General features: G+C 64.3%; 24 protein-coding genes. 5 read left to right on the top strand and 19 right to left on the bottom strand.

Annotated features, from left to right (window positions below; translation table 11 throughout):
• Positions 1-10: 10 nt before the first annotated feature.
• The 3 genes from prfB to recJ form a co-directional block, all read right to left on the bottom strand.
• A protein-coding gene (gene prfB, locus S7S_RS12610) for a peptide chain release factor 2 (RefSeq protein WP_144401659.1) occupies positions 11-1130 on the bottom strand; the annotation gives its coding sequence in 2 pieces (ribosomal slippage) (positions 11-1057 and positions 1059-1130; 1119 coding nt in all).
• A gap of 111 nt (positions 1131-1241) precedes the next feature.
• Positions 1242-1526 (bottom strand): DUF7352 domain-containing protein, encoded by a 285-nt coding sequence (locus S7S_RS12615; protein ID WP_008738737.1) that lies wholly within the window; start codon positions 1524-1526, stop codon positions 1242-1244.
• Between the two features lie 196 nt (positions 1527-1722).
• Complete coding sequence (gene recJ / locus S7S_RS12620) at positions 1723-3393, bottom strand: single-stranded-DNA-specific exonuclease RecJ (RefSeq protein ID WP_008738735.1); 1671 nt, start codon at positions 3391-3393, stop codon at positions 1723-1725.
• A gap of 444 nt (positions 3394-3837) precedes the next feature.
• On the opposite strand from recJ, the gene fadB reads away from it, so the two are divergent.
• Together fadB and fadA are read left to right on the top strand one after the other, a co-directional pair.
• Complete coding sequence (fadB, locus tag S7S_RS12625) at positions 3838-5988, top strand: fatty acid oxidation complex subunit alpha FadB (protein WP_008738734.1); 2151 nt, start codon at positions 3838-3840, stop codon at positions 5986-5988.
• Between the two features lie 23 nt (positions 5989-6011).
• The gene (fadA, locus tag S7S_RS12630; RefSeq protein WP_008738732.1) at positions 6012-7187 is read left to right on the top strand and encodes an acetyl-CoA C-acyltransferase FadA; all 1176 of its coding nucleotides are present in this window, start codon (positions 6012-6014) and stop codon (positions 7185-7187) included.
• Positions 7188-7241: 54 nt separating this feature from the next.
• Here the strand turns inward: fadA and S7S_RS12635 are convergent, their stop codons facing one another.
• From S7S_RS12635 to S7S_RS12695, 15 genes are all read right to left on the bottom strand, one after another.
• Positions 7242-8501, bottom strand: a complete 1260-nt coding sequence (locus tag S7S_RS12635; protein ID WP_008738731.1) for a type II toxin-antitoxin system HipA family toxin — start codon at positions 8499-8501, stop codon at positions 7242-7244.
• A complete protein-coding gene (locus S7S_RS12640; RefSeq protein ID WP_008738730.1) occupies positions 8498-8722 on the bottom strand; it encodes a helix-turn-helix domain-containing protein in 225 nt (74 codons plus the stop codon). Before S7S_RS12640 ends, S7S_RS12635 begins: the two co-directional genes overlap by 4 nt.
• A 3-nt stretch (positions 8723-8725) precedes the next feature.
• Positions 8726-8968, bottom strand: coding sequence for an RNA-binding protein (locus S7S_RS19670; RefSeq protein WP_144401660.1), 243 nt, complete (start codon positions 8966-8968; stop codon positions 8726-8728).
• 39 nt (positions 8969-9007) lie between these two features.
• Positions 9008-11854, bottom strand: a complete 2847-nt coding sequence (locus S7S_RS12645; protein ID WP_008738729.1) for a hypothetical protein — start codon at positions 11852-11854, stop codon at positions 9008-9010.
• A 93-nt stretch (positions 11855-11947) separates the two neighbouring features.
• Positions 11948-12499 carry an outer membrane beta-barrel protein gene (locus S7S_RS12650; protein ID WP_008738726.1) on the bottom strand — a complete coding sequence of 184 codons (552 nt, stop codon included), beginning with the start codon at positions 12497-12499 and terminating at the stop codon, positions 11948-11950.
• A gap of 323 nt (positions 12500-12822) precedes the next feature.
• Positions 12823-13002: a hypothetical protein gene (locus S7S_RS12655; protein ID WP_035205388.1), complete on the bottom strand. Its 180-nt coding sequence runs from the start codon at positions 13000-13002 to the stop codon at positions 12823-12825.
• Positions 12999-13148, bottom strand: coding sequence for a hypothetical protein (locus tag S7S_RS19875; RefSeq protein ID WP_169745570.1), 150 nt, complete (start codon positions 13146-13148; stop codon positions 12999-13001). The genes S7S_RS12655 and S7S_RS19875 overlap by 4 nt, the downstream gene beginning before the upstream one ends.
• 232 nt (positions 13149-13380) lie before the next feature.
• On the bottom strand, positions 13381-14760 hold the full coding sequence (gene dbpA / locus S7S_RS12660; protein WP_008738724.1) for an ATP-dependent RNA helicase DbpA: 1380 nt from the start codon (positions 14758-14760) through the stop codon (positions 13381-13383).
• 144 nt (positions 14761-14904) lie between these two features.
• Positions 14905-15441 (bottom strand): hypothetical protein, encoded by a 537-nt coding sequence (locus S7S_RS12665; protein ID WP_008738722.1) that lies wholly within the window; start codon positions 15439-15441, stop codon positions 14905-14907.
• A gap of 116 nt (positions 15442-15557) precedes the next feature.
• Complete coding sequence (locus tag S7S_RS12670) at positions 15558-16430, bottom strand: universal stress protein (RefSeq protein ID WP_008738721.1); 873 nt, start codon at positions 16428-16430, stop codon at positions 15558-15560.
• 88 nt (positions 16431-16518) lie between these two features.
• Positions 16519-18066, bottom strand: coding sequence for an MFS transporter (locus S7S_RS12675; RefSeq protein ID WP_008738719.1), 1548 nt, complete (start codon positions 18064-18066; stop codon positions 16519-16521).
• A gap of 151 nt (positions 18067-18217) precedes the next feature.
• Positions 18218-19369, bottom strand: coding sequence for an ABC transporter permease (locus tag S7S_RS12680; protein WP_008738716.1), 1152 nt, complete (start codon positions 19367-19369; stop codon positions 18218-18220).
• Complete coding sequence (locus tag S7S_RS12685; RefSeq protein ID WP_008738713.1) at positions 19366-20484, bottom strand: ABC transporter permease; 1119 nt, start codon at positions 20482-20484, stop codon at positions 19366-19368. Before S7S_RS12685 ends, S7S_RS12680 begins: the two co-directional genes overlap by 4 nt.
• Position 20485: 1 nt before the next feature.
• Positions 20486-21463 carry an HlyD family secretion protein gene (locus tag S7S_RS12690; protein ID WP_008738710.1) on the bottom strand — a complete coding sequence of 326 codons (978 nt, stop codon included), beginning with the start codon at positions 21461-21463 and terminating at the stop codon, positions 20486-20488.
• Positions 21460-22845: a TolC family protein gene (locus tag S7S_RS12695; RefSeq protein WP_041025995.1), complete on the bottom strand. Its 1386-nt coding sequence runs from the start codon at positions 22843-22845 to the stop codon at positions 21460-21462. Before S7S_RS12695 ends, S7S_RS12690 begins: the two co-directional genes overlap by 4 nt.
• A 587-nt stretch (positions 22846-23432) precedes the next feature.
• On the opposite strand from S7S_RS12695, the gene S7S_RS12700 reads away from it, so the two are divergent.
• Genes S7S_RS12700 through S7S_RS12710 form a run of 3 tightly spaced genes read left to right on the top strand, consistent with a single transcriptional unit; the run spans position 23433 to position 26357 of the window.
• Entirely contained in the window at positions 23433-25253 is a 1821-nt protein-coding gene (locus S7S_RS12700) for a hypothetical protein (RefSeq protein ID WP_008738706.1), read from the top strand.
• A gap of 58 nt (positions 25254-25311) precedes the next feature.
• The gene (locus tag S7S_RS12705) at positions 25312-25803 is read left to right on the top strand and encodes an MOSC domain-containing protein (protein WP_008738704.1); all 492 of its coding nucleotides are present in this window, start codon (positions 25312-25314) and stop codon (positions 25801-25803) included.
• Positions 25803-26357 (top strand): DUF1415 domain-containing protein, encoded by a 555-nt coding sequence (locus S7S_RS12710; protein ID WP_008738702.1) that lies wholly within the window; start codon positions 25803-25805, stop codon positions 26355-26357. Before S7S_RS12705 ends, S7S_RS12710 begins: the two co-directional genes overlap by 1 nt.
• Here S7S_RS12710 and S7S_RS12715 read toward each other — a convergent pair.
• Positions 26336-26947 carry a hypothetical protein gene (locus S7S_RS12715; RefSeq protein ID WP_041025996.1) on the bottom strand — a complete coding sequence of 204 codons (612 nt, stop codon included), beginning with the start codon at positions 26945-26947 and terminating at the stop codon, positions 26336-26338. The genes S7S_RS12710 and S7S_RS12715 overlap by 22 nt on opposite strands.
• Between the last annotated feature and the right edge of the window lie 41 nt (positions 26948-26988).

Raw genomic sequence — 26988 nt, forward strand, 5'->3', positions numbered from 1 at the left:
GACGCTTTGATTACAATCCCGACTTCAGGGACGCTTCGATGAACTGGTCCAGCGCACCGTCAAGTACCGCCTGGGTATTGCGTGTTTCAACACCCGTGCGCAAATCCTTGATGCGGGCATCGTCCAGCACGTAGGAACGGATCTGGCTGCCCCAGCCAATATCGGCCTTGCTGTTTTCCAGGCGCTGCTTCTCGGCATTGCGTTTCTGGACTTCCAGCTCGTAGACCTTGGCCTTCAGCATTTTCCAGGCTTCGTCCTTGTTCTGGTGCTGCGAGCGGCCACTCTGGCTGGCGGACACCACGGTGTGTTCCTCGCCGGTATCCGGGTCCTTGAATACGTAGGTCAGGCGCACGGCGGAATCGGTCCGGTTAACGTGCTGGCCACCGGCACCGGACGCGCGGTAGGTATCGGTACGCACCTTGCTCGGATCAATGTCGATATTGATGTCGTCGTCCACTTCCGGCGACACGAACACCGAGCTGAACGAGGTGTGGCGGCGGCCGCCGGAATCGAACGGCGATTTGCGCACCAGGCGGTGCACGCCGGTTTCGGTACGCAGCCAGCCGTAGGCGTATTCACCCTGCACGTGTACGGTGGCGCTCTTGATGCCGGCCACTTCACCGGCAGACGCTTCGATCAGCTCCGCCTTGAAACCTTTTGCCTCGGCCCAGCGCAGGAACATGCGCAGCATCATCTCGGCCCAGTCCTGGGCCTCGGTGCCGCCGGAACCGGCCTGGATATCGAGGTAGGCGTTGCAGCTGTCCATCTCGCCGGAGAACATGCGGCGGAATTCCAGATTGGCGACACTGCTTTCCAGCTCATCGAGCTCACGCGCCAGGTCGGCGAGCATGCCCTCGTCCTTTTCCTCGACGGCGAGTTCGAGCATCGCCTCGCTGTCCTCGAAGCCGCTGTCCAGCGTGTCCACGGTGGTCACCACCGCTTCCAGCTGGGCACGTTCACGGCCAAGGGACTGGGCGCGTTCGGGATTGTTCCAGACGGTCGGGTCTTCGAGCTCGCGCTCGACCTCGGTCAGGCGTTCACGCTTGGTAGCGTAGTCAAAGATACCCCCTGAGCGCGTCGGTGCGCGCCTTGAGGTCTGCCAGCTGATTGCGCAGCGGATTGATTTCCATAGCCTTCCAGTTTTACCAGTGCTTGCGGTGGACAGGCGGGCCGGAGGACGGCCCGCGAAGGGCGTGAATTCTACCGATTGCGCGCGCCAATGGCGAGGCGCGGCGCCCGGTTCACTCTGTCAGTTCAAAGATGTGGTAGGCCTCCGGCCGCATCATGTCGATGGCGGTGCCGGCAAAGACCGCGTGGTCGGGAATGCCGTCCCCGGTCATGAACACGCGGAAACTCCGCTCGACCTGGTTGCTCTCCAGCAGACTGCCCGCCGGCACTTCCACCCAGACATAAAGCAGCCGCTCCTGCTGGCTGTAAGTCACTTCCCGCACGACGCCCTCGGCGGAGAGCTTCAGTTTCTGCACCTCACTGCCGGTCTGCAGACGATGTTTGTGTATTGTTTTCATGATCAGGGGATCTCCCGCTCGGCTCTTGGCAAGCGCCTTGTGGGCGCCGTCAGGGGGGAAATGCTACAGGCGCTGCGCGCCGGCGGCTAGCTGCGGGCTGCGAGCGGCTAGCTGTGGAAAGCCAGTCAGGGCGGCGGAGGTCCCCTCATACCACTTGTGACCCCACGCCGTTGCTTTTCAAACTCACCGCTCGCAGCTAGGCGCGCAGCGCCTCCAGATACTCAAAAATCAGCTGCGGGCTGCGCCGGCCCTGCCAGACATTGACGTCAAGGCGGTAAACGCCGCGAATGGCGCGCAGGGGGGACGGCAAACGCGGCAGGTCGGCGTTGAAATGGATGGCGTCGATGATGGCGCCGGTCTGCGGCAGGCCCAGGGTCAGCTTCAGGTGGCGCTCGCCCACCACGCGGTGATCCAGCACCTCGAACTCGCCATCGAACGACGGCGCGGCAAAGCCCTGGCCCCAGGGGAAGGCATGGCACAGCAATTCCGCATGGGCCAGGTCCAGTTCGGCGGCGGACAGTTCGCCGTCTGTCTCGACGACCTCGTCGAACAGGCCCGGTTGCGCCATGGCCTGCACGGCCTCACTCAACGCGTCACGAAAGCGCGGCAATGATGCCGTCGCCAGTGTCATGCCAGCAGCCATGGCGTGGCCGCCAAAACGATGCAACAGGCCAGGATACCGGGTGGCCACCCGGTCCAGCACATCGCGCAGGTGCAGACCGGCGATGGAACGCCCGGAGCCTTTCAGCAGGCCCGGCTCCTGCGATGGCGCGAAGGCTACCACCGGCCGGTGAGTCGCCTCACGTACGCGTGACGCGAGGATGCCGACCACCCCTTCATGCCAGCCATCGTCATGCAGGCACAGCGCCGGGGGCAGCGGGTCATGCCGTTCACGCAGGAGCGCCACGTGTGCCATGGCGGCGTCACGCATGCCCTGCTCGATACTGCGCCGCTCGCGGTTAATACCGTCGAGTTGTTCCGCCAGATGCATGGCGCGCACCGGGTCGTCGGTGAGCAGGCATTCAATGCCCAGGCTCATTTCCGTCAGCCGGCCGGCGGCATTCAACCTCGGCCCGGCAGCAAAACCCAGGTCACTGGCCACCACCCGCTCCGGTTCACGCCGCCCCACCCGCAGCAGCGCGGCAATACCGGGCACACAGCGGCCGCTGCGGATACGGCGCAATCCCTGCTCGACCAGCGCGCGGTTCAGATCATCCAGCACCACTACATCAGCCACCGTGCCCAGCGCCACCAGATCGAGCAGATCCGCCAGCGGCGCGCTGGCCGCCCCGGCATCACCCTGTTCACGCAATGCAGCACGCAAAGCACTCAGCAAGAAGAAGGCCACGCCGACACCGGCCAGATGCTGGCCCGGCCCGGCCGGCTGGAGGCGCGGATTGACGATGGCATCCGCCTGCGGCAGGTGCTCACCGGGCAAGTGATGATCGGTGATCAGAACCTGAATGCCGGCTTCACGCGCCGCCGCGACACCCTCGACACTTGCGATGCCGTTATCCACTGTAATCAGCAGGTCCGGGGCGCCCTGCTGCACAGCCAGATCGACAATGGCCGGCGACAGGCCGTAACCAAACACAAAGCGATCCGGCACCAGGAAGCCCGGCGCAGGAAACCCCAGCATGGCCAGCCCGCGCAGCATGACGACGGTCGCCGTGGCGCCATCGGCATCGTAATCGCCGACCACCAGAATGCGCTGCCCGGCCTCTCGCGCCCGGCACAACAATGCGACCGCCTGCGCCATGCCAGGCAGGGCATCCGGTGGCGGCATCTGGTGTTTCAAGGCAAAGCTGAGCTGATCGGGACGCACCACGCCACGGGCGGCAAGGATGCGCGCCAGCAGGGGGGACATACCGGGCCAGTCAGGAGGCGTGTCGACGGCACGACGGCGGATACGGGGCAGGACCATGGACTTCAGCCGGGCTCACAGGACCATAAGGGCGGCAGTATAACAGCGCCGGCACACCAGCGCGTTCGCCATCTGCCTGCCCGCGCCTACACAGCAGCCGCACGCTCTGGCTTGCGGACACACCGCGTCTTCAGCGGAACCCCCCGGTCACAAATGCCGCTCCGGAGAGGGGGCCAACTGCCCCCGCGTTGCCCTATACTTGGCGACCCGGAATGTGGACTGATGCCAGTCTGCACCTCCGGAAGTGAGCAAACGCTCACATGAATGCACTTTCCGGACCGGAGATCTCCGGCCGATGCATGCAACGCTTTTCGATTCAACGGGGCGGCACGCCAGGCATCAGCACAGCCCGGCCAGCCCTCCCGACACCACGTGGAGAGCATCAACATGATCTACTCAGGCAAGGCCGTCAGCGCCCAGTTGCTGGACGACGGTATCGCCGAGCTGAAGTTCGATCTTCAGGGCGAGTCCGTCAACAAGTTCAACCGCGAAACCATTGAAGACCTCGGCAAGGCTGTCGAAGCGTTGAAGGCCGATGGCAGCGTCAAGGGTGTCATCGTGACCTCCGGCAAGGGCGTGTTCATTGTCGGCGCCGACATCACCGAGTTCACCGAGATGTTCAAACTGCCGGAAGACGAGATCGCCGGCTGGTGCCTGAGCGCCAACCAGGTGTTCACCGCCTTTGAAGACCTGCCGTTCCCGAGCGTCTGTGCCATCAACGGCATCGCGCTGGGTGGTGGTCTGGAAATGGCCCTCTCCTGTGATTTCCGTATCGCTGCCAGCAGCGCCCAGGTGGGCCTGCCGGAAGTGAAGCTGGGCCTGTTCCCGGGCTTCGGTGGCACCGTGCGTCTGCCGCGTGTGATCGGCGTCGACAATGCGGTCGAGTGGATCGCCGCCGGCGGCCAGCACAAGACCGACAAGGCGCTGAAAGACGGCGTGCTGGATGCCGTGGTCGAGGCTGACAAACTGAAAGACGCCGCCATCGCGCTGGTGAAGGAATGCCTGGCCGGCAAGATCGACTATCAGGCCAAGCGTGCCGAAAAACTGCAGCCGCTGACCCTGCCGCCGCTGGAAAACATGATGGCGTTCCAGACCTCCGGTGCGTTCGTGGCCCAGCAGGCCGGCAAGAACTACCCGGCACCGGTCGCGGCCGTGAATGTCATGCAGCAACACGGCGGCATGACCCGCGACAAGGCCCTGGAAGTGGAAGCCAAGGGCTTCGCCAAAGTGGCCAAGACCCCGCAGGCCACCGCGCTGGTGGGTCTGTTCCTGGCCGACCAGGCCGTGAAAAAAGCCAACGGCGCGCATATCAAGAAAGGCGCTGCCGAAATCAACCTGGCGGCGGTACTCGGTGCCGGCATCATGGGCGGCGGCATCGCCTTCCAGAGCGCGCTGAAAGGCACCCCGATCATCATGAAGGACATCGCCGACAAGGCGCTGGACCTGGGCATGAACGAAGCCTCCAAGCTGCTGGCCAAGCGCGTTGAGCGCAAGAAGATGGACCCGGCAACGATGGGCAAGACCCTGTCCAAGATTCGCCCGACCCTGAACTACGGCGACTTCGGCAGCGTGGATGTGGTGGTCGAAGCCGTGGTCGAGAACGAAAAGATCAAACAGTCGGTGCTGGCCGAAGTGGAAGGTCACCTGAAGGACGGCGCCGTGCTGGCCTCCAACACCTCCACCATTTCCATCACCCGCCTGGCCACCGCGCTGAAGAAACCGGAAAACTTTGCCGGCATGCACTTCTTCAACCCGGTCAGCATGATGCCGCTGGTGGAAATCATCCGCGGTGAAAAAACCTCTGACGCCACCGTCGCCACCCTGGTGAGCTACGCGCAGAAAATGGGCAAGAACCCGATCGTCGTCAACGACTGCCCGGGCTTCCTGGTCAACCGCGTGCTGTTCCCCTACTTCGGCGGCTTTGGCCTCTTGATGCGCGACGGCGCCGACTTCCAGGCCGTCGACAAGGTGATGGAGAAATTCGGCTGGCCGATGGGCCCGGCCTACCTGATGGACGTGGTCGGCATCGACACCGGTGTCCACGCTGCCGCCGTGATGGCCGAAGGCTTCCCGGACCGCATGCAGTACGACTTCAAGGATGTCTCCACCGTCATGTTCGAGAACAAGCGCTACGGCCAGAAGAACGGCGTGGGCTTCTACAAGTACGAAGAAGACAAGAAGGGCAAGCCGAAGAAAGTGGTCGACGACGAGACCTACGCGCTGATCAAGCCGCACGTCGCCGAGCGCCAGGAATTCGAGGCCGACGAGATCATTGCCCGCATGATGATCCCGCTGTGCACCGAGACCGTGCGCTGCCTGGAAGACAACATCGTGGGTTCCGCTGCCGAGGCCGACATGGCCATGATCTACGGCATCGGCTTCCCTCCGTTCCGTGGCGGCCCGCTGCGCTACATTGATTCCATCGGCACCAAAGAGTTCGTGGCCCTGTGCGACAAGTACGCACACCTGGGCGGCATCTATGAAGCGCCGCAACTGCTGAAAGACATGGCCGCCAAAGGCCAGAGCTTCTTCGGCTGAACACGGACACAGGAGATAAAGCAATGAGTCTGAACCCGAGAGACGTAGTCATCGTAGATGCTGTCCGTACCCCGATGGGCAAATCCCGGAACGGCCAGTACCGTAATGTGCGCGCAGAAAAACTGTCCGCGCTGCTGATCCGCGCGCTGCGCGAGCGCAACCCGAACTGGGATCCGACCGAAACCGAGGACGTGATCTGGGGCTGCGTGAACCAGACCAAGGAACAGGGCATGAACATCGCCCGCAACATCGCCATCCTGGCCGACATGCCGCGCACCACCGCCGCGCAGACCGTGAACCGTCTGTGTGGTTCGTCCATGCAGGCACTGCACATGGCCGCCCAGGCAATCATGACCGGCAACGGCGACGTGTTCGTGATCGGCGGCGTGGAGCACATGGGCCATGTGGCCATGGACCACGGCATCGACCTGAACCCGGAAGCCTCCAAGTTTGTCGCCAAGGCATCCAACATGATGGGCCTGACCGCCGAAATGCTCGGCCGCATGCACGGCATCAGCCGCCAGCAGCAGGACGAATTCGGCGTGCGCTCGCACCAGAAAGCCTGGGAAGCCACCGTGGAAGGCCGCTGGAAAAACGAAATCGTGCCGATCGAAGGCCACGACCAGAACGGCTTCAAAGTGCTGTGCGAAATCGACGAAGTGATCCGCAAGGACGCCTCGCTGGAAGGCATGCAGGGCCTGAAGCCGGTATTCGATCCGCGCAACGGCACCGTCACCGCCGGCACCTCCTCGGCGCTGTCTGACGGTGCGTCCGCCATGCTGGTGATGAGCGCCGAACGCGCCCAGGCCCTGGGCCTGACGCCGCGTGCAAAAATCCGCAGCATGGCCGTGGCCGGCTGCGACGCCGCCATCATGGGGTACGGCCCGGTGCCGGCCACGCAGAAAGCGCTCAAGCGTGCCGGCCTGTCCATCGACGACATCGACTATGTCGAGCTGAACGAAGCCTTCGCTGCGCAGTCCCTGCCGGTGCTCAAGGATCTCAAACTGCTGGACAAGGTTGAACAGAAAGTGAACCTCAACGGCGGCGCCATCGCCCTGGGTCACCCGCTGGGCTGCTCCGGTGCGCGCATCACCGGCACCCTGCTGAATGTCATGGAATGGAAAGGCGGCACGCTCGGCCTGGCCACCATGTGTATCGGCCTGGGCCAGGGGATTGCGACGGTGATTGAGCGCGTATAACGGCTCATCATTTCGCGCCCCTCGGAAGCCCGGCATTTGCCGGGCTTCTTTTATCTAGCGCAAAAAAGTGATCAGCTTTTCCAGTACGCTGCACCGGGCTCGACACTGCGCCAGCAGATTGTCGGGCATGGCTGCCGCCTCACCCTCACACCAGGGCTTCACTTCATCAGCAGCCTGCTCGACAGCGCGCATCGCCTGATCAAGGAAACGCAGCAATAGAGTGCGCATGCGCGCCGGTGCGGTACCACTTTGCTCCCCGAATAACCGGAAGCCGTGCTCATCAAGTGCCTCGAAACGGGTAGCCTCGCCGATGCGCATGGCAAAGTCCCGGCCCAGTTCAGCATAAACACTGGTCGATACAAGATCATAGGCGGGCGACAGCCGCGGTTTCTTCCCCGAATACAGCAGCGAGAAATTCTTGCCATGCGCATCTTCGTTGCCGATCAGCAGGTTGAACACTACCCGCTTCAGCAGTTCGACAATGTCCCTGGCGGGCATCGCCGAATGACGGCGCACCGTTTCAAACAATTGCGCCATGCCCGGCCCGCCGTCCTGCTCGTATTTCCGTGAGGACACGATGCTCAGTGCCTGGCAAATATCTTCCTGATGAATGCGTCCCGTATCACGGCGATCATAGCGGGCAATCTGCAAACATACCCCGGCCTCCCCGCTGGAACCGAGGTAAGGCCGGAGGGCCACACCCGCGACATCCAGCCCGGCCAATCCGGCAGCACGCATGCACAGGAATTCATTCTGCGGCAACGCGATGAAACGTGGCGACGGTGGCTTGAGCAAATGGGTGGAGGGTTTCGAGAGCGGCAACCGGACGGCTTGCCCATCGTTGATCACCGGCAGCTTCTGTTGCGCCCCCGCGAGGCTCAAACGAGGGCCGCCGGCCCGGTCCGCGAGGAACGGATGCAAGGCCGATTCTTCCAGCAACCGCCCCAACGCCCGCTCATCCAGTGGTGTATCGTGAAACGGCGACACCGCGTCCGCCTGCCGCCCCTCGACGGACAACGACACCGCCCCCGCCACATCCCCGCCCAGGCGCGCCAGCAAGCCGGGAATATTCTGCACGTCGGTGCCCAGATCATCCGCGATCAGATGACGCAGCAGCCCCTCTGGCAGCAGGTTCTCAAACCATGGAAACGCAACACGGTCAGGATACGCCTCCTGACGCAAAGGCATGGAGACCGACAACGCAAGCCGTGCGTGGGCAACATAGGAAGGTAAATACTGAAAAGTGAAGCGATCCTGCTGATCGACAGACAGTTCACCACACAGCACATCGCCCAGGGTCACGTTCAGTTTCATGGCGTTACGTCATCTCCGCCATCGGGTGCGACCAGTTGCACCTCAATACCCAGAGCAGCCAACACCCGCAACGTCAGTCCCAGCGCCGCCGTCGATTTTCCATGTTCCAGATCATGCACAAAGCGCGTGCTGACATCTGCCGCAGCCGCCAAAGCCTGCTGCGTCAGCTGCTGCCGCCTGCGGACCCGACGCACGAGTGCCCCGAGAGTGGTACTGTCCATACATTACTCAATCAGCGCGATCGCACATATTAATGGCAGAAAGCGCACTGAAAGGCAATATCTGCGCGAACGCACATATTTCACAGAGCAAGCGGAAAATTCAATCATAATCTGCGCGATCGCACAGATTTTAGTCAAGCGAGTGTCCCTTGATCCGCCCGGATTCAGCCTTCCCTGCGCCAGCGGCGCCACTTCCCGCGCCACCGCCGCAAACGTCTGGAAATCCGTGATGTTGATCTTGTCCACCTTGCTGCGGCAACGACAAGGCAGCGGCCGGACTTTGCCTTAAAGCCCCCCGCTGCAATTGATGGTGCCACCCCCCAGATCAATCCAGTAGGTGCCACGCAAATACATGTTCAGGCCACCGCTGAGCCGCTCGATACGCATCGGCTCGTACTCGACCGACTCGTACACGGCGACACCCGTAATGTTGGCTTCCAGGTTGCGCGCGCCTGTGGCGACCCCGGCGGCGTCGGGGTACACCAGCATGTCATGGCGGGTGACCTGCACCGTCAATTGCGGCACCGGCGGCAGGCCGGCTTCATTGGCGATCGCCGCACTCGGGTTGTACCAGACGGTGCCGAAGCCCGGCAGGCTGTTGCCGAGATAGCCCTGGGGCACCGAGGCACGGAAACTGCCGGTGGCGCCGGGCGGGATCGGATCGCCGGAAAGGTCCAGACGAACCTGGGAGAACTCGCCGGCATAATGGACCAGCCCGGTGATACGCTGCTGCGCATCCGTTTCGATCCACTGGCCATCGCCCGTCATCCGTTGCTGGAAATCCCCCGCGACTTCGGTACGCCACCAGCAGCTGCAGTTACCCAGCGTGATGCGGGCCTCCGCCATGACTGACTCATCCTCCCGCAGGCGGGCGATGATGCGTGCACTGCTGCCGGTACCGCCAGCCGTATAACGACCGCCCGCCGTGATCTGCCCCGGCCCTTCCACCTGCCAGATCACATCCGCCGGCTCGCCCGCCGTGGTGGTGGCGGTGAATTGCTGTGACTCGCCGTCGGCAACACATGCGGCACCCGGCGCCACGGTAAGGCCCTGCACCACCCCGTCGGCACTGAGCAGCAAGGCGCCACGACGCACCGGCGGGCTGTACGCCGGGTTACGCAGGCCGGTCTCCAGCGTGGCAAACGTCTCGACTTCCAGCACAGTATCTTCCGGAAAGCCGCTTTCCGGGGGCGTGTAGGTAAACCGCATCACCTCACCGTCGCGCTGTTGCAGCACGGCGCTGCCGAGGGTGAACCCGTCGAGGAAGGCGGCCACGTCGATAAAGTCACCGCCGCTGACGCTTTCCGGAGCGGCGTTCTCCAGCGTCAGGGTGAAATCCACCGGCTCATCCGCCACCGTCAGCACCGGCGGATCAAAGCGCAGGTTCAGGTAGTCCAGCGAAACGATTTGCGTGTCGATGGCCGGCGCTGCGGCAGGCAGTGCTTCCGGCCGCGTGTTGAACCGCAACACCGAGCTCTGCAGTTGAAATGCCTGCGGCGCGCGCAGCCGGAACGCCATCTCGTGCGACCCGGTCGATGCCTGCTCGACAATGGCGCTGTCCGCGCTGCCATCCAGCGTGCGCGCCTCCACCGCCAGCCATTGCTGGGGTTCGTTGTGCACCAGGTCGATATCGTCCCAGAAAAACACCATGTCGGCGCCAACCGGGAAACGTTCGAGCACCGATTTGCCGGCACGACTGGCGGCAAAATCAATCACCATTGAGGCGCCGTCCTCGGCCAGACCAGACTGCTGCACGGCGGTGCTGAACTGCTCGGCAACGGTTTCGCTGAGCTTGCCGGTCAGGGCGCCACCGGCCTCGGCCAGAATGATGTCCGTGATTTCACGCGTCAGGTTGACCGGCTCGCTTTCCGCGCGCGCGCGGGCCTCGTCCAGCCATAGCTGGTTTTCAGGCAGGTCTTCCGTGACGCGACCGTCGGCCGGGTCCAGCGTGATGGCCAGTGACGGGATGCAGCAGGGGGCAAACCACTTGGCCATCGCATTGACCCGCGAAAAAACCGTGGCGATATTGCCGATCTGCGCCATCAATTGGCGCCGCGCCGCCGTGAGGGCCACCGCAGCCTCGCCACCCGTGCCCGCGACCACCGGCAATGCTGCCAGCACCCCCACGGCCGTCAGGTAGGTGCCCACGTGCTTGTCAAAGTTGTCCATATTGCGATGGAAGCGCCGGGCATCGTCGTACTGTTGTAGCCCCGCCGACAATTCCGCCGCATTGCTGATCGGCAGCATGCCGGCTTCGTGCACGATACCGCCCGGTGCAACCCGGCCTTCGTGCAGTGCGTAACTGCTGGCGGTGACGCCGCTGCTGGTCCGTACCGGCAACAGGTCCGCAGCCTCGTCCAGCAGGCTATGGCCCTGCGCGATGTAATCCGCCATGCCCAGCATGGCCTCGTCGATGGGCTGGGCCGCCAGCACACGCTCCAGCATGGTCGTCTGTTCCGCCGACCAGGGCTGGTTGACCCAGGCAATATCGTTCTCGGTATCGAACATGGCGTGCCACGCCTGCCAGAGCGGCACGAGGTAGACCGGCATCTGTGTCGGGTCATTGTCACGCCAGTATTCCCATTCTTCCGGGTACTGCTTGCCCAGTGCCTGCGTGGCCGCCTCAAGCATCGACTCGGTGCCAGAGAGCAGCGCCTCGACACTGCCCGTGCGCGGCGCCGGCAACGCCTGTATCCGGGTCTGGAATGTTTCGCTGGTGCTGGCCCCGTCGGTGAGCCGCCAGACGATGGTGGCCCCTTCCGTATCCAGCAACGGCAGCGGCAGCTGCACCGTGTCGTCGAGCACGAAGACCGGCAGCAGGCGGAAAGTGTCCACACGCCCCTGCAATGGCGCCTCGCCCTCGGTGGTATAGAACTCGGCATACAGCGTGGCGCTGTCCAGGCCGTCGGGCAGGCCGGTGAGTTCCAGCCCCTGCAAGGCGCCCGCCGTGTCAGCCACCGGTTGCACCGCCGTCAGGTCCGCACCGCCCTCCGCCGTCGTGGGAGGCGTCCCCGGTGCGGGCCAGTCCGGCGCCGGGGCACCAGCGCGCCCACCTCCGCCGCCGCCGCCACAGGCCGCCAGTACGCCACACAGGATCACCGCGCTGGCATAACGCATTCTCATAAAGGTCATGTGCTCTCTCCCTTGACGTTCAGGCCGAGGCACCGTGCCCAGTCACTTTGCTGACCGCTGCATTCAGCCGTACCGGCCCATCCATACCGTGGCTCAGAAATTGACGCGCACACCGAGCTCAAACAGAAATTCTGACGCATCGAACAACCGGCTCACCCCCGCGAGCAGGCCGACGCGCGGAGCAACATGCAGCACCCCCTGCGCCCCGAGAAAGGTTTCGTCGTAGCCATCCACATCGACGCTTCGCAAAAATCCGCGCAGTTCGTGCCGCGACGCCATCGCCATTCTGGCGCCAGCCTCCAGCTGATAACCGGTTTCCTTCTCGCTGAAGGTGCCCAGCCCCGGCACACTCGCGGCAACCTCCGCACGCACCAGACCCAGCTCGCCATAGGCGTCGAGCCCATCCTGCAGCGGCACTGCCAGGCCCGCACGCAGCGTCATGACTTCCTGGCTGACACCGCTGTCTTCCAGTTCGTCGTAACCCGCCGCCAGGTAGATGCTGTCCGTGACCTGGAAGGCCCCCCGGAAGAAGTAACCGTCAAAACTGCCGTCGCCCGTCATCCGCTGATAACCGGCTTCCAGATGGCTGTAACTGATCTGATCCGCCGCCGCGAACGCCGGCATCCCACCCCAGGTCAACAACACCGCAAGACATCCTTTCCACTTCTTCATATCGCCAGAACCTTTTCCGTTTTTTTTAAGCCCATGCCATCTGAGCAGCACAGTGGCCCTGTATGGCCAGTCGAGTGGCGGTCCTGCAGAGCAGTCCACGCCCCCCATGACCGGGGTGATGGTGTATTGCTGGCAAAATGGTTTGTATCGTGCATTTGCACTACAGGAAGCGGCTGTTCCGCTGGCACACAAACGGGGATTGAACGTGTCTGGCCCTCTGCTGCGGCCCCAAGACAAAAAAGCCCGGCATCCGCCGGGCTCTCTTCTGTCGCAACGAAACGATCTGCTGTCTGCGTCTACTGATCCCGTGACACCGGCATCGGCGCGGCATCAGGTGCTCGTCCTTCCAGCACGGCCATCACTGCAGGCACTTTTTCCAACGGAATCAGCATCAGTTCCCCTTTCGTCTCTCTGGCCAGCATTTTCAGTAACGCCAGCCGTTGCACGTCCGTGACACTGGTGCGGCTGCGCATCATAAAGCCCCCCATCGCAGCCGGCGCTGTTTACCGGCCAGTCGCTGCGCGGCATTGGCGTCACCTGCCTTCTTCCCGGACGCACCGCCCCCGCACGCCGACACGCCGGGAATCACCGGCACGGCCGGCAACAACTTCACATCGTGCATAGCAGCCCCCCTGAAGCACCGCCAGAAAACAAGGACATATGACCGATACGGCATCATATCGGGCGCAGACACGGCCACCTATCACTGAACTCAGGGATATTGGCGAAACAGGAGGACACGGGGCGCTGGCCATAACGCTCTCGGCCCCTTGGTGTCTGAAAGTTATGAAGGCACGCTCTGCGTGATCACGCGGGTGCCGGCAGGCTGGCGCTGGTGCAGACAACAGCGCTGATTACAATAACTTCACCCGCAATGAACGCCCCTTGATCCGCCCCGCATTCAGTCTCTCAAGCGCCAGCGGCGCCATCTCCCGCGCCACCGCCACGAACGCCTGGAAATCGGTAATGCTGATCTTGCCCACCTTGTCGCCGGGCAATCCGGCTTCACCGGTCAAGGCCCCGAGAATATCGCCGGGGCGCAGCTTGTCCTTGCGGCCGGCGGCGATACACAGGGTCTTCATCGGCGGCACCAGCGGCCCACCGGGCCGGGGTTTCAGGCTGCTCAGCGGGTGCCAGTTCAGCGCGGCGCCCTGCTGTACCTCGATGGCCTGGGCGCGGCGCATTTCCGGTGGCGCCACCAGGCTGACGGCGATGCCTTTTTCGCCGGCACGGCCGGTGCGGCCGATGCGGTGCACATGGGTTTCCACATCGCGGCCCAGCTCCACGTTGATGACCAGGTCCAGTGCATCAATGTCCAGGCCCCGGGCGGCCACATCGGTGGCCACCAGCACGGTCAGGCTGCGGCTGGCAAAGCGGATCAGCACATCGTCCCGCTCTCGCTGCTCCATGTCGCCATGCAGCGCCATGGCGGCCATCCCGCGGGCACACAGTGCGTCCGCCACCTCCTGGCATTGCTGCCGGGTAAAGCAGAACGCCACGCAGGATACCGGCCGGAAGCAGGCCAGCACCTGCGCCACAACGTCGGTGCGCTGGTGCGGGTCGATTTCGAAGAAACGCTGCTCGATGCGCGGCGCGGCCTGTTCGGAAGCAATGCTGATCTGCTGCGGATCACGCATGAAGTTCGCCGCGATCTGCCGGATGCCGTCCGGGTAGGTAGCGGAAAACAGCAGCGTCTGCCGCCGTGCCGGTGTCTGCGCGATGATGCCGGCGATGCTGTCATAGAAGCCCATGTCCAGCATGCGGTCGGCTTCGTCCAGCACCAGGGTATTGACCCCTTCCAGCACCAGCGAACCGCGCGCCAGATGTTTCTGGATTCGCCCCGGCGTGCCAACGATGACCTGTGCACCATGCTCCAGCGAAGCCGCCTGCGGGCCCATCGGCACGCCACCACACAGCGTCAGCACCTTGGTGTTGTCCGCCCCGCGCGCCAGCCGGCGGATCTCCCGCGCCACCTGGTCGGCCAGCTCGCGAGTGGGGCACAGCACCAGGGCCTGGCAACCGTAATAGCGGGGATTGAGCGCCTGCAGCAGGCCGAGTCCGAAGGCGGCGGTCTTGCCGCTGCCGGTGCTGGCCTGCGCAATCAGGTCCGCGCCACGCAGAATCACCGGCAGGCTTTGTGCCTGGATGTCGGTCATGGCGGTGTAACCCAGGCTGGCAAGATTACCCAGCAAGGCATCGGCCAGCGGCAATGAGGAAAACGCGGTATCGGTCACGGGTATCAACCTGCGGCAAAGAATGGCGCGCAGTGTAGCAGCAGGCCGGGCGGATCGCGGGATTAATGGCGACGTCGTGCAGCAGATACTGATGAAGGGGAAGGCGCCTGCCCCCTACCCATTCAGGCGCGCGGGGAATAGCGATCAATGACGGCTGTGGCGCCGCTCTTCGCTGCTCATGGCCTGCCAGGTGCTCTGGGCTTTCTGGATGTTCTCCTCGCGGGCACGCTGCTGGGCCTGGGTGGGCTTGTCTTTTTCCGGTACGTTCGGCCGTGGTTTGGCGCGGAAGATATCGCCCTTGACATGCACCGGCTCTGAGCCGAGTTGCGCCAGCACCTCTTTCGCGTCATCGGAATCTGCCACCAGCTTGCCGTCGGTAACGTGGGCATGGTCCTTGGCAATCAGCCATTTCAGGGTATCCCAGGAACCGCTCGGCCGTTTGCCGGCCACGCGCTGGACGCCACCCGGGTCGCCCACGTCGTGGGTGCGGAACAGCTCGAACTGGTACTTGTCGCGCACTTCCACATGGTAGTAGTCGCCCTTGCCGGTGCGCCCCGGCTTGACCCGCCGGCGGCCTTCCGGCTGTGAACGGGCCCGTTCTTCCGACGACATGTTCTGCCAGGCTTTCTGCGCCTTGCGGATATTCCGCCGGGCGGCATCGATCTGTTTCTGCGTTGCCATCACCTGTCCTCCTGCGTTACGTCAGTGAAGACTGACTTCAGGCCCACAGTACGCTCCTCCCCCGGGGGAGATACCGAGGCATGCCGCCGGATTTAGCACCCTTTTACGTTCCCGGCTCAGCCCGGTGCACGTGGCACCACCAGCACATCGGCGTCGGCATGGGCGAGCACCTGGCTGGTGACGCTGCCCACCAGCAGTTTCTCCAGCCGATGGCCACTTTCCTTGCCCATCACGATCAGGTCGGCGTTCAGTTCCCGGGCCCGATGCAGGATGCCCCGGGCCGGGAAATCACGACGTACGGTGCAGGTCACACGTTCCGGGGCCAGCCCGTGCGCTTCGCACAGCCGGCTCAGGCCGTCGTGGCCGGCAGCCTGCTGGTCGGCGGCATAGGCCGCCATCATGTCGCCGCTGATGGAGACGAAACTGCCGTAGAGCACGGTAACCGGCGCCCAGGTGTAGAGCAGTTCCAGGCTCGCGTCCGGCGCAATAGTCAGCGCCATATCGAGCGCCTGGCCGGAGACCTCGGAGAGGTCCACCGGGACCAGCACGCGCTGGTAATCCCCCGGCGCTTCGCCACGCACTGCCAGTGTCGGGCTCTGGCTATGGCGCACAATGCGGGTGGCGGTGGACCCGAGCGCCCGGTCCTGCCAGGCGTGGGCGCCCTGCCCCCCGAGCACCACCAGGGTCTCAGCGTCGGCGCCCTCGAGCAGGATCTCGGTGATCTTGCCATCCTGGATATCGCCGCTCAGCCGGTAACCGGTGTCGGCCTCAATGGCGTCGAGGCTGGCGTCCATGGCGCGCGCCATTGCCTCTTCGATGGGATCGGCCAGCAACGACTGCACCGCCAGCAGGCCGGGTTTTTCAGCAACGTGGATCAGACGCGCCCCGGTGATGCCCAGGGCGCGGGCCAGACGGGCGCCGCGACGCGCAGCGCGGTCAGCGTGCTCAGAAAAATCAGTCGCAATGCGCAGAGATGAGATACGGGCCATGACAAGCAACCTCCCAGGTGGTGGATGACACTCCATGTACTGCCTGTCACCAGTCTATGCCTCCTGGCCCACCCGGTCTTGATGCACGTCAACAGGCCGCTTCGGCGGACGGTGCCGGGCGCTGGCGTAGCAGCAGCCCGGTGATGACCGCAACGACTGTCACGATCACCGCCCCGATCACCGCATTGGTATGCAACGCGGCCGAGAACGCTGCGCGCGCCGGGACCAGTACGCTTTCGGCCTGCAATGACGGCAGCGCTGCCGCCACACCCAGTGCGCCGCCCAGGGTATCGGTGGCAGCCAGTGCCAGGTCCTGTGGCAGCCCGGCGGGCAGGTGCAGCGCCATTTCGCTGCGGTAGATGGCGGCGCCGATGCTGCCGATCACCGCGATCCCCAGCGCCATACCCAGTTCACTGGCGGTTTCCGAGGTGGCCGAGGCGGCCCCCGCTTTTTCTGCCGGGGCCGCGCTGACCACCAGGTCCGTGCCGAGAATCATCATTGGCATGACACCGAACCCCATGATCACCGTGCCGATCATCAGCCAGGCCATATTGTCGAGCCCGGTGACCTGCGCCATGGCCAGGAAACCCAGCGCCGCAAGCAGCAGGCCACCGCTGATCAATACCGATTTCGGCATGCGTCCGGCCAGCACCGGCACCAGCAACGAACCGAATATCTGCACCAGCGTCGCCGGCAGCATCACGATGCCCGCCTTCAGCGGCGACAACCCGAGCACACCCTGCAGATACTGGAACACCATCAGCCAGGCGCCCGAGATCGCCAGCACGGTCAGCATCATCGCGCCCACCGACGTGCTGAACGCGCGATTGCGAAACAGCGCCATGTCGAACATGGGTTGCGCCAGCCGGCGCTGGCGGCGCACAAAGATCACTCCCACCAGCAAGCCCAGCAGCACAGCCCCCAGCGCCATCAGGCTGAGACCATTGCGCGCCATATCCTTGAGGCCGTAGATCACCGCCAGCACCATCGCCACGGACAACAGCGCACTGGCGAAATCAAGCCGGCCTGCGTTGTCATCACGAAACTCCGGCAAGATCCAGCGGCCCACCGCCAGCAACAGCAGCATCACCGGCACGCCCAGCAGAAAAACGGACCCCCACCAGAAAAACTCCAGCATCAGCCCACCCACCAGCGGCCCGATCGCGCTGCCGACGATAAAGCCGGTCATCCAGACGGTGATCGCCAGCGTGCGCTGTGTATCAACCTGGAACATGTTGCGCAGCAGCGACAGCGTCGACGGCATCAGGGTAGCACCGGCCACGCCAAGCAGGGCGCGGCTGGCGATCAGCGCTTCGGCAGTGTGTGCAAACGCCGCCAGTACCGACGCCAGGCCAAACGCCGTGGCGCCGCAAAGCAGCAACCGGCGACGGCCAATGCGGTCGCCCAGTGTGCCCATGGTCACCAGGAAACCGGCGATCATGAAACCGTAGATATCGAGTATCCACAGCAGCTGTGCACTGGTCGGTTTCAGGTCTGCACTCAGGTGCGGTGCGGCCAGATGCAGCACGGTCATGTCCAGCGCCAGCAGTACGGTGGGCAGCATCAGCACCGCCAGGCCCAGCCATTCCCGTCGTGTTGCCGGCCGCGCCGTGCTGGCCGGAATATCTGTCGTCATTACATTCTCCCTGGTCCCGGGACCCACGCCCGGACGCGCACTATAGAATCTCAAGCCATGTCGAGGTCAAGCAGCTTGTTTCTTGTCGTGCAGAAAGGAAGCGAATCGACGGGGACAGCGGATTTTTCAGTTACACCGCGCTGTTGCCATTTTATGACGGGAGAACACTTTTTTTCGTCTGGCGCTGCACCAACTTCCCCAGCAACAGCGCATACACCAGACCCTGGACGACCAGCACCAGCAGTTCGTCCCGCACCCCGGCCAGGCCACCACCCATCTGGTTCAGTGTCAGCAGCGCCTGGATGCCCGGCCGCGCCGGCAGCACCCAGCTCAGCGCATCCAGCCCCGCCGGCAGGCTCTGTGCCGGCCAGGCAAAACCGGCCGTGAAAACAATCGGCAGCGAAGTGATCAGCACCACCACCGTCGGCAGTTCCGGCCGCGACACCAGATAACCGATCAACATGGCGCACACTGTGGTACTGGCGAGGAATACCCCTGCCACACCCAGCAACGCCCAGGGTGGCGCCACGCGCGGCACATCGTACAACGCAAAGAAAAAACCAAAGTACAACAGCGCAAAAAACACATAGATCAGCACAAACAACAGCCCGCGCAGCATCAGCGCCATGCCGGGCGGTGCGGCCATCTGCCCTGCCGCACGGCGGCGGCGGTCCTTGACCGTGACACTGCCGGCCGTGATCAGCAGCGTCTGATGCAGGATCAGTGCAAACACTGCCGGCACAATGTAATTGATATATCCGCCGCTGCTGTTGAATACCGGCTCGGGCGTCACACGCAGGGCCATCACCTGACCCGGAATGCGGGCCGGATTTTCGCCACTGCGCAGCGCCCGGGCCACCTGTGTCTGCACCGTGAGCGTGGTGCCGGCGGTGACCAGGCCCTGGACGATGTTGCTGTAGATCAGAAAGTAACTGGCATCTCCGGCATACGACAGGGTTGTCGGCCGGCCCAGGTAGACATCGCGCTCGAACTGCTCCGGAATCACCAGCAGCCCATGCACCGTACCTGCCGCCAGCAGCGCGCGCGCTTCATACAGGCTGCGCGGCTGCGCCGTGATCCGGATCTGCGGCGTGGCATCCACCCAGCGCACCAGTTGCCGCGCCAGTGCACCGCGATCATGGTCCAGCACGGCCACCGCCTGCTCGCCCGGCACGTTGCGGTGATAGGGCAACGGATACAGCAAGGCGTAGAACAGCAGCCCGCCACCGAACACCAGCAACACAGCGTGGTCGGTCAGCACATGACGCACCTCATCACACCAGGCGTGCCACCAGCGCGTCATGACGCCACCATGCGTGACGGCAGCGCGCGCAGTGCCAGCGGCAACGGCAGTAAAAACAGCAACAACACCAGCAGCGACGGCCAGAGCGCGCTCCATGGCGCGGCGTGGTCACCCACTGCCACCTGCAACTGCACATAGTGCGTGGACGGCATCAGGTTGCCCCAGAACACCGCCAGCGCAGGCATGTCGCCACGCGGGAAGGTAATGCCCATAAAGGCAAAGGCCGGCGCCAGATACGCGGCGCACAGGCTCAACGCACGCACCGTGTCGGGTGCCAGCGCCAGAATCATCAGTGCAATGCTTTGCACCGCCAGCACGGTGAACAACAGTGCCGGCACCAGTATCAGCACCGATCCCGCCGGCACCCAGCCGACAAAATGCCGGAACAGCCCCAGCATCAGCAGGCCCTGCACCCAGTAGACCAGTGTCAGGGGCAGGCACCAGCGCAGCAACAACCGCCATCGCCGAGGCCCGCTCTCCGGCAGCCCCTCACGCTGGAGCTGACGGCTGAGCAACAACACCATCGCCGTCACAATCAGTATCTGCCAGACCGCCGGCGCGATGGCGGTGACCAGAAAACGCGCGTAGCTCATGGCCGGATTGTAGAGCGCGGTAATCTGCGGCCGCACCGGCGCTACCGCCGCGAGCACCTCCGGCATGTGCTGCCCGGCCGCGAGCCGCTGCGCAGCGCCGGCGTGGGCCGCAAAATCCGCACCGCTTTCCTGCAACGCGGACGCAATGAACTTGCCGGCAAGCAGATATTGCGCGTTGTAATAGGCTTCCACACGCGGGCTCAGCCCGCGCCGCACGTCTTTTTCAAAATGCTCGGGAATCACCAGCAAGGCCAGGCTGTCGCCCGTACGCAAGGCGAACGCCCCCTCCTTCACACTCGCACGCGCATGCGCGGTGTCCAGTGCAGGGCTGGCGTCCAGTTGCCGCAGCAATGCGCGCGAGGCCGTGCTGTGATCGAGATCGACCACCGTCACCGGCAGATCGCGGGGCAGGCCACTGGCAAACACGGCAATAAACAATCCGGTCAGCAGCGGCGGCAACCAGACCACCAGCGCCAGCAGCCAGGGATCGTCGCGCAGTGCCTGCCAACCGCTGCGGCCCATGTCAGCGCGCCAGGGACAGCAACACGCTCATGCCGGGCCGCAGCCCCGGCACGGGTTTTTCCGGGCGCAGTTCCACCTCGAAGGTGCGCAGGTCAAACCCCTGCCCGGACGAGGTCGCTCGCCAGGTGGCAAAATCACCCAGCACGGCAATGTGTGTCACACGGAACCTGGCGCGCGTCGACAGTGCGGGAATCTCCACTTCGAAAGCGGCGCCCTGCGGCAACTGCTGCAACAGGTCTTCGCGCACATTGAACAGCGCCCAGGCATCGTCCAGATCGGTGACCATCACCACCGGAAATCCCTGCGGAACCAGTTCACCCTGTGACAGCAGCACGTTGCTGACGATACCGGCGTGTGGCGCATGCGCACGAGTGTCCGCCAGCAGGGTTTCCACTTCTTCGCGCAGGCTGGCGGTGACTTCTTCGTTGGCGCGGCTGGCATCGCGCGCTTCACGGCGCGGCCCCGCTTCCGCCAGGCGCAGCACTTCCGACGCCGTGGTACTGGTTTTCACCGCCACCTGCCAGAAGGTGTAGGCTTCATCCAGCCGCTGCCGCGCCACCACCCCTTCCTCTGCCAGCGCGCGCATGCGCTGCCAGGTTTTTTCCGCCAGCGCCTCGGCCACTCTGGCTTTTTCATATTCACTGCGCGCGGCATTGATGCGTTCCTCGCGGGTGCCGCCCTCCACCGCGTCCAGCAGTGAACCCGCGATGCGGTCGATCGCATCAATCTGCACCAGCTTCGCTTCCAGTTCCGGGCTGTCGATGCTGAACAGCACATCGCCCTCGGCGACCCGGTCGCCCTTGTGCACCCGCAATTCACCAAGCCGGCCCGGCACCTTGGACGACACCATGTACTGGCGCGCCTCGATCTGGCCCTGCAGCCTTTCCGCCGGCGTGCGGTAGGCCTGCACGAAGGCCCACGCCACGCCGCAGAACACCACGACCGCCACCACCAGCATCAGCCCTTTGCGTGCGTTCACTGGATTGCCTCCCCGTCGTCAAGGTAACGGACAAACTCTGCCTGCCGCCCGGCCAGGCTCAACACCTGCGCCAGCGACAGCACGTAACGAAACGACGCCGCATCACGGCGGGTGCGCGTTGCCGACAGAAAAGACTGCGCGTCCACCACATCCAGCGCACGGCCCAGCCCTTCGGCGAAGGCACGCTCGCGCAGGCGCAACGTCTGCTCCGCCAGCGCCACGCTGCTGGCCAGCTCGCGGTATTCCAGCAGCGCCTGGCGGGCCTCGCGGTACTGACTTTCCAGCAACAGGCTGAGACGACGCTCAGCGCCCTGCTGCAGACGCCCGGCTTCCGCTACCGCGCTGTCGGCGGCGCGCACTTTGCCGCGCCTGCCGTTGCGGTCCAGCAACGGCAGGCGTACGCCCACGCCCACCAGCCAGTCCGGTGTCAGTTCACTGGCCAGGGAATCGTCCTCATAAACGCTGTAGCTGCCGAACATGAATACATCGGGGTGATACAGACCGCGCCCGGCGCGGGCGAGGTGTTCGGCCTGCGCTTTTTTAACACCCAGTATCCGCAGGCCGGGATGATCAGCCAGCCCGGGTTCGAAGCTGGCAAGCGCCGGCAGCGACGGGTGGATGAACAAGGGCGAGACGGGTTCCACATCGCTGTCTCCGTGCACCAGGCGTGTCAGGGCCAACTGTGCGATGTCCCGCTTTTCCTGCATCGCGCGCGTGGCGATGCGGGCCTGATCGTAGGCGGCCTGCACCGCAAGACGCTCGACCACCGCGATCTGTGCCTGTTCTTCCAGTGCTTCGGCCGCGCGCAGGTGTCCGGCCAGCGTCTGTTCCGCCAGACGCTGGCTGGCCAGCGCTTTCTCTGCTGTCACCAGCCCGAAGTAGGCCGACACCAGTTCCAGAAAACGGGCACGCCGGATTTCTTCCAGCAAGGCATCGGCTTCCTGCTGGCCCAGTGCCGCGATGTCGCGCGCTGTGGTGATCTTGCCGCCGGTATACAACGGCCAGAACGCGACCAGCGCGCTGCGGGTGATGTCGCGGCGTGTCATCGGGGTGAGGAAGGCATCCGGCCCGCCCAGCAGGGAAATCAGCAACTGCCCCGGCAACGTATCGGCTGCGTCACTCAGCGGCCGCAGTGCCAGGGCATCAAGTTCGACGGGTTCTTCAAGGCGAGTGTAGCTGCCGATCAGATCGATCTGCGGCAGGAACAGGGAGCCGCTGGAAGAAAGCAGCGCGGCGGCCCGTTCGCGCGCGTGTTCACCGGCAGCGAGGCTGTCGTCGCTGGCCTGCAACGCCTGCCAGGCATCGCTGAAACTCATTGGCGTCGCCGGCGCCACGGCAGGCACCAGGCAGCCCAGTACGAGCGCGATTACCGTTCGCAGCATTGATCCTCCCTGGATGCAGACCGCCCCAGAGAGAAAAGCACAGGCCCGGGAGCGCTGCAAGACACAGACGGTCAATGGCGTGGCACTATGCCGCGGCTGCCGGTCCCGGACAGGCCACCTGAGGGCGAGCGACGGTGATACCGCCAGCGGCGCCAGGCTAACGTCATGGCCCGCTCCGGCCACGGCCACATGGGACGGGTGTTTTGCATCCCGTCACGCCTGCCCGCGCCCCGTTACAAAAAAACGCATTTCTCTCCATGCCAGCGCTCTGTGTCACTGACGCCGGTGAATTCACCTGCTGTTCACCATTTTTTTTATTGTGCGTTTCCCGAATACCCACCTTCTTTTTTTCAGGTCCATGAATTCATGGTGGTTTTGTTTTTTTCCTTCACGGGCCCTGTTTTCTTCACTCACACGATCTCCCAGAAAAGACGCTCTTCATTTCACTCGCCCATTGACTCGACGTTCATTCACCAGCGCCTAACGTCGGCCCGTGACAGCACATTGACGGCTGCTCACTCCCCGGGAAGGTCCTGGTCCGACCGAGCGCCGGCCGTGAGGCCTCCGACAAGAAAAAGGAGTTTTCCATGAAGCGCGATCACCAGACCCCGGCGCCAACGCGCCATGCTTATCCACTGCTTTCACTACGCCATGCCCTGCCTGGCCTGCTGGCTGCCGTCGTACTGTCCGCCTGTGGTGGCGACAATGACCGCACCGTGTTTGTCGACCGTCCGGTGGAAGTGCCGGTGGACAATGTGGCCAAGGGCAAAACCATTTTCAGCTACGAGACTTTCGGTAACGAAGGCTTCTGGACCGACGCCATGCAATTGCCGCAGGGCATCGCTGCCGCCGGTGTTACGCCGCTGGATGCGCTCAGCCTGGGCCTGAACGTGAACGTCAACGCACTCAGCAGTGGCACCGCCGCTGCGTTGCTGGATGCACTGGACCAGATCAACAACGGCGTCGACCCGGCCGACACTGTGCTGGCCAGCCCGGCCGTCACCCTGGCGCTGATCAACGAGGGCGCCGTCATCGGTGTCGTACCGTTCGCCGCCGACGGCACACGCAAGCCACTCGGCAGCGATACCGGCTTCAATCCCGCCGACACGCTGGACCTGGCGCGGGGCGACAAGGTCGGTGTGACATGCGCGGTGTGCCACGCCGGCACCGATGGCAGCGTGGTGCCCGCCGGCTTCGCCGGTCCCGGCTCTGTCGGTGCACAAGTGGATGGCGTCGTGGCGGAGGGTGTCGACATCGGCAATATCTTTGCCGCCGCCGCCAATCCGCTCGCCTACCTGCCGCTGCTGCAATTGCAGTTCACATCCCTGGGCGATGCCACCCTCGGCAATGGCGATTTCGCCGGCATTCCCGACGGCGCTTCCGTGGCAGAAGCCACCGCCGCCGCGCGCGAATACCTGACCGGCAGTGATACGGTCACCGGCGAGCGCTACTACCCGGTGACGTTTTTTGATCCGACGCCGGACGGCATCGGCAACGCGACCTACATACCGCCGTTCTTCCGCACCGATCTCGCGGCGCCGTGGGGCCATGCCGGCAGCTTCGCACGGTTGAATGATTTCAATAATCTGGTCTATACCGTGGCGCTGGACCCGACCAGCCTGCTGACCACCGAAGGCCGGGCACTGCTGAACGCCCTGGCCGGCCCGGTGGGCGATGAGATCGCCAACCGGTACGAAGAGGCGCTGCGCGATACCGGTGTATTGCCCGATGGCGTGGCCATCAGCGACGTGTTGCCTTACGTGAATGCCGCGCAGACCGGCCTGGCGCCGGGCAGCCCCGCCGGCCCGGCAGGTCGCCGTGTTGATGACGACGCGCTGGCAGCCCTGAAGGCCTACACCGACCAGTTGCCGTCACCCGCCGCACCGGAAGGCCTGGACCCGGGCCAGATCGCACTCGGCGAGCAGATATTCCGCTCTCCGCGCCCCGAGGGCGCCAACTGCGCCGCCTGCCACACGCCCAACCCGGACGACCCGGTGGCCAATATCGTGGTCTCGATGACGTCACTTTATCCGCGCTACAACGACGATCTGCTGGTGCTGCTGCCGGATCGTGGCGGCCTGAGCCCGGTACAGACCACACTGGCCGGCCCGCAACCCGGTTACGACAATGCGCTGATCGTGCTCGACGCCAGCCTGCGCGGACAGCCACGTGGTTTCTCCAAACCGCTGCTGCTGGCGCTGGACAGCAAGACCGAGTTCCTGCACAACGGGTCGGTCACGGGCGCGGACAGCGCCGAGGCGCTGAACAACCTGCTCGACCCGGCGCGGGGCGAGGATGCGCCACACCCGTTCTATTTCCCGCGCGACACGATGGTGACGGATGATCCGGATGGCCGTGCTGCGCTGGTGACCTATCTGCGCAGCCGCACCGCCAGCCCCGCACCCTGAGCCGCACGGCACGGGGGCGCCCCGTGCCGTTCACCTGCCCTTCCGCGCAGGGTATGCTGTGTCGCCCGACAAGCTGGAACCGTTCGACATGGCCACCCTGCGCGCCATCTTTACTGCCCCTGTTCGTGGCGCGGCCATTCAGGCCAGCGACGCCGTGCAGGTACACGCCGGCTGCGGCATCGTCGGTGACCGCAATTACCGCCGCAACAATACACCCGCTGACCAGATCACCCTGATCGAACAGGCGGCGGTGGATTTTTTCAACCAGGCACACGGCAGCTCCCTTCCCGCCTCGCTGCTGCGCCGCAACCTGCTGATCGATGACGCTGCACTGAATGACCTGGTCGGCCAGACCTTTCGGGTCGGCCGGATACGCCTGCGCGGCATCGAGCTGTGCGAGCCGTGCGCGGTGGTCGGCCGTATCCTGCAGGCGGAAGGCATCCCCGCGCCCGCTGCCCTGCGCACGCTGGCCGGGCGTGGTGGGCTACGCGCGGAAATTCTCGACACCGGTGTCATCCGGGTCGGCGATACACTGACTCTGGAAACCTGATGCACGCAGACAACATACTGATCGAACAGACGCGCCGCTGGCTGGAAGAGGTGGTCATCGGCCTGAACCTGTGCCCGTTCGCACGGCGCCCGCTGCAGGCCGGACAGATTCATTTCGAGGTCACGCACGCCACCGATGCCGGCACGCTGCTGACCGACCTGCATCTGGCCCTGACCGCGCTGGACAACAACAAGGCCATCGACACCACGCTGCTGATCATTCCCGGCATGCTGGCAGATTTCGAGGACTACAACGATTTCCTCAGCCTGTGCGATGCACTGCTGGAACGGTTCGAATGGGAAGGCGTGTACCAGGTGGCAAGTTTTCACCCGCACTATCAATTCGAGGACACCGAACCGGCGGATGCCGAAAACCGCACCAACCGGTCACCCTGGCCGATGCTGCACCTGCTGCGCGAAGACAGCGTCAGCGAGGCGCTGGCGCATTACCCGGACCCGGAGCAGATCCCGCAGCGCAATATCGCCCGCATGCAGGCCCTGACCGCAGACGAACTGGCGCGGCTGGATGCTCTTCAGGCGCAGCCTTCCACATAGAACACGGCGGGCGGCACACCGATACGCCAGCTGGTCACCATCTGTTCTTCGTTGACCTCGAACACCAGCCGCGCGTCGCTGCCGTCTTCGGGGGCGACAATCACATACAGCCAGTCCGGTGCGTACTTGTGCGGCTGTTCGGTGATGCGGTCGGCATAGGTCTCGCGCAACTGATCCAGCGTGGCGCCCACCTTGATGTCGCCCGGCGCCGCGAACTGTTCCATGTCCACGTCATAGCGCGCGAATTTTCCGTCCACGATCATAAAGCCGATACCGAAGCCGCCATTGTCAGGCTGTGGCTCGCGGAACAGGTAATAGCAACTGTCCGACGTCGAGCCGCCTTCGCGCAGCGGCCGCCCCCAGGACATGCGCACCTGTTCCTGGTCTTGACCAAAACGGGCCGGGCCGAAACCGTGGAAGCCGATCACCGCAGGCTGCTCAACAGTGGCCGGGGCATCATCCACCATCGGCGCGGCGCGGTGCTGTTCGGCCGGTGGCGCGGATGTTTCGGGTGTCGGCGGATCGGGTGTGTCGTCGCAGGCCGCCAGCGCCAGCATGCCGGCCAGCAGTAGCATACGGGATACAGACATGGGACCTCCTGTTGCCACGCAACATGGGGAAATCAAGGGGT

The organism is Isoalcanivorax pacificus W11-5, assembly GCF_000299335.2.
Classification (GTDB): Bacteria; Pseudomonadota; Gammaproteobacteria; order Pseudomonadales; family Alcanivoracaceae; genus Isoalcanivorax; species Isoalcanivorax pacificus.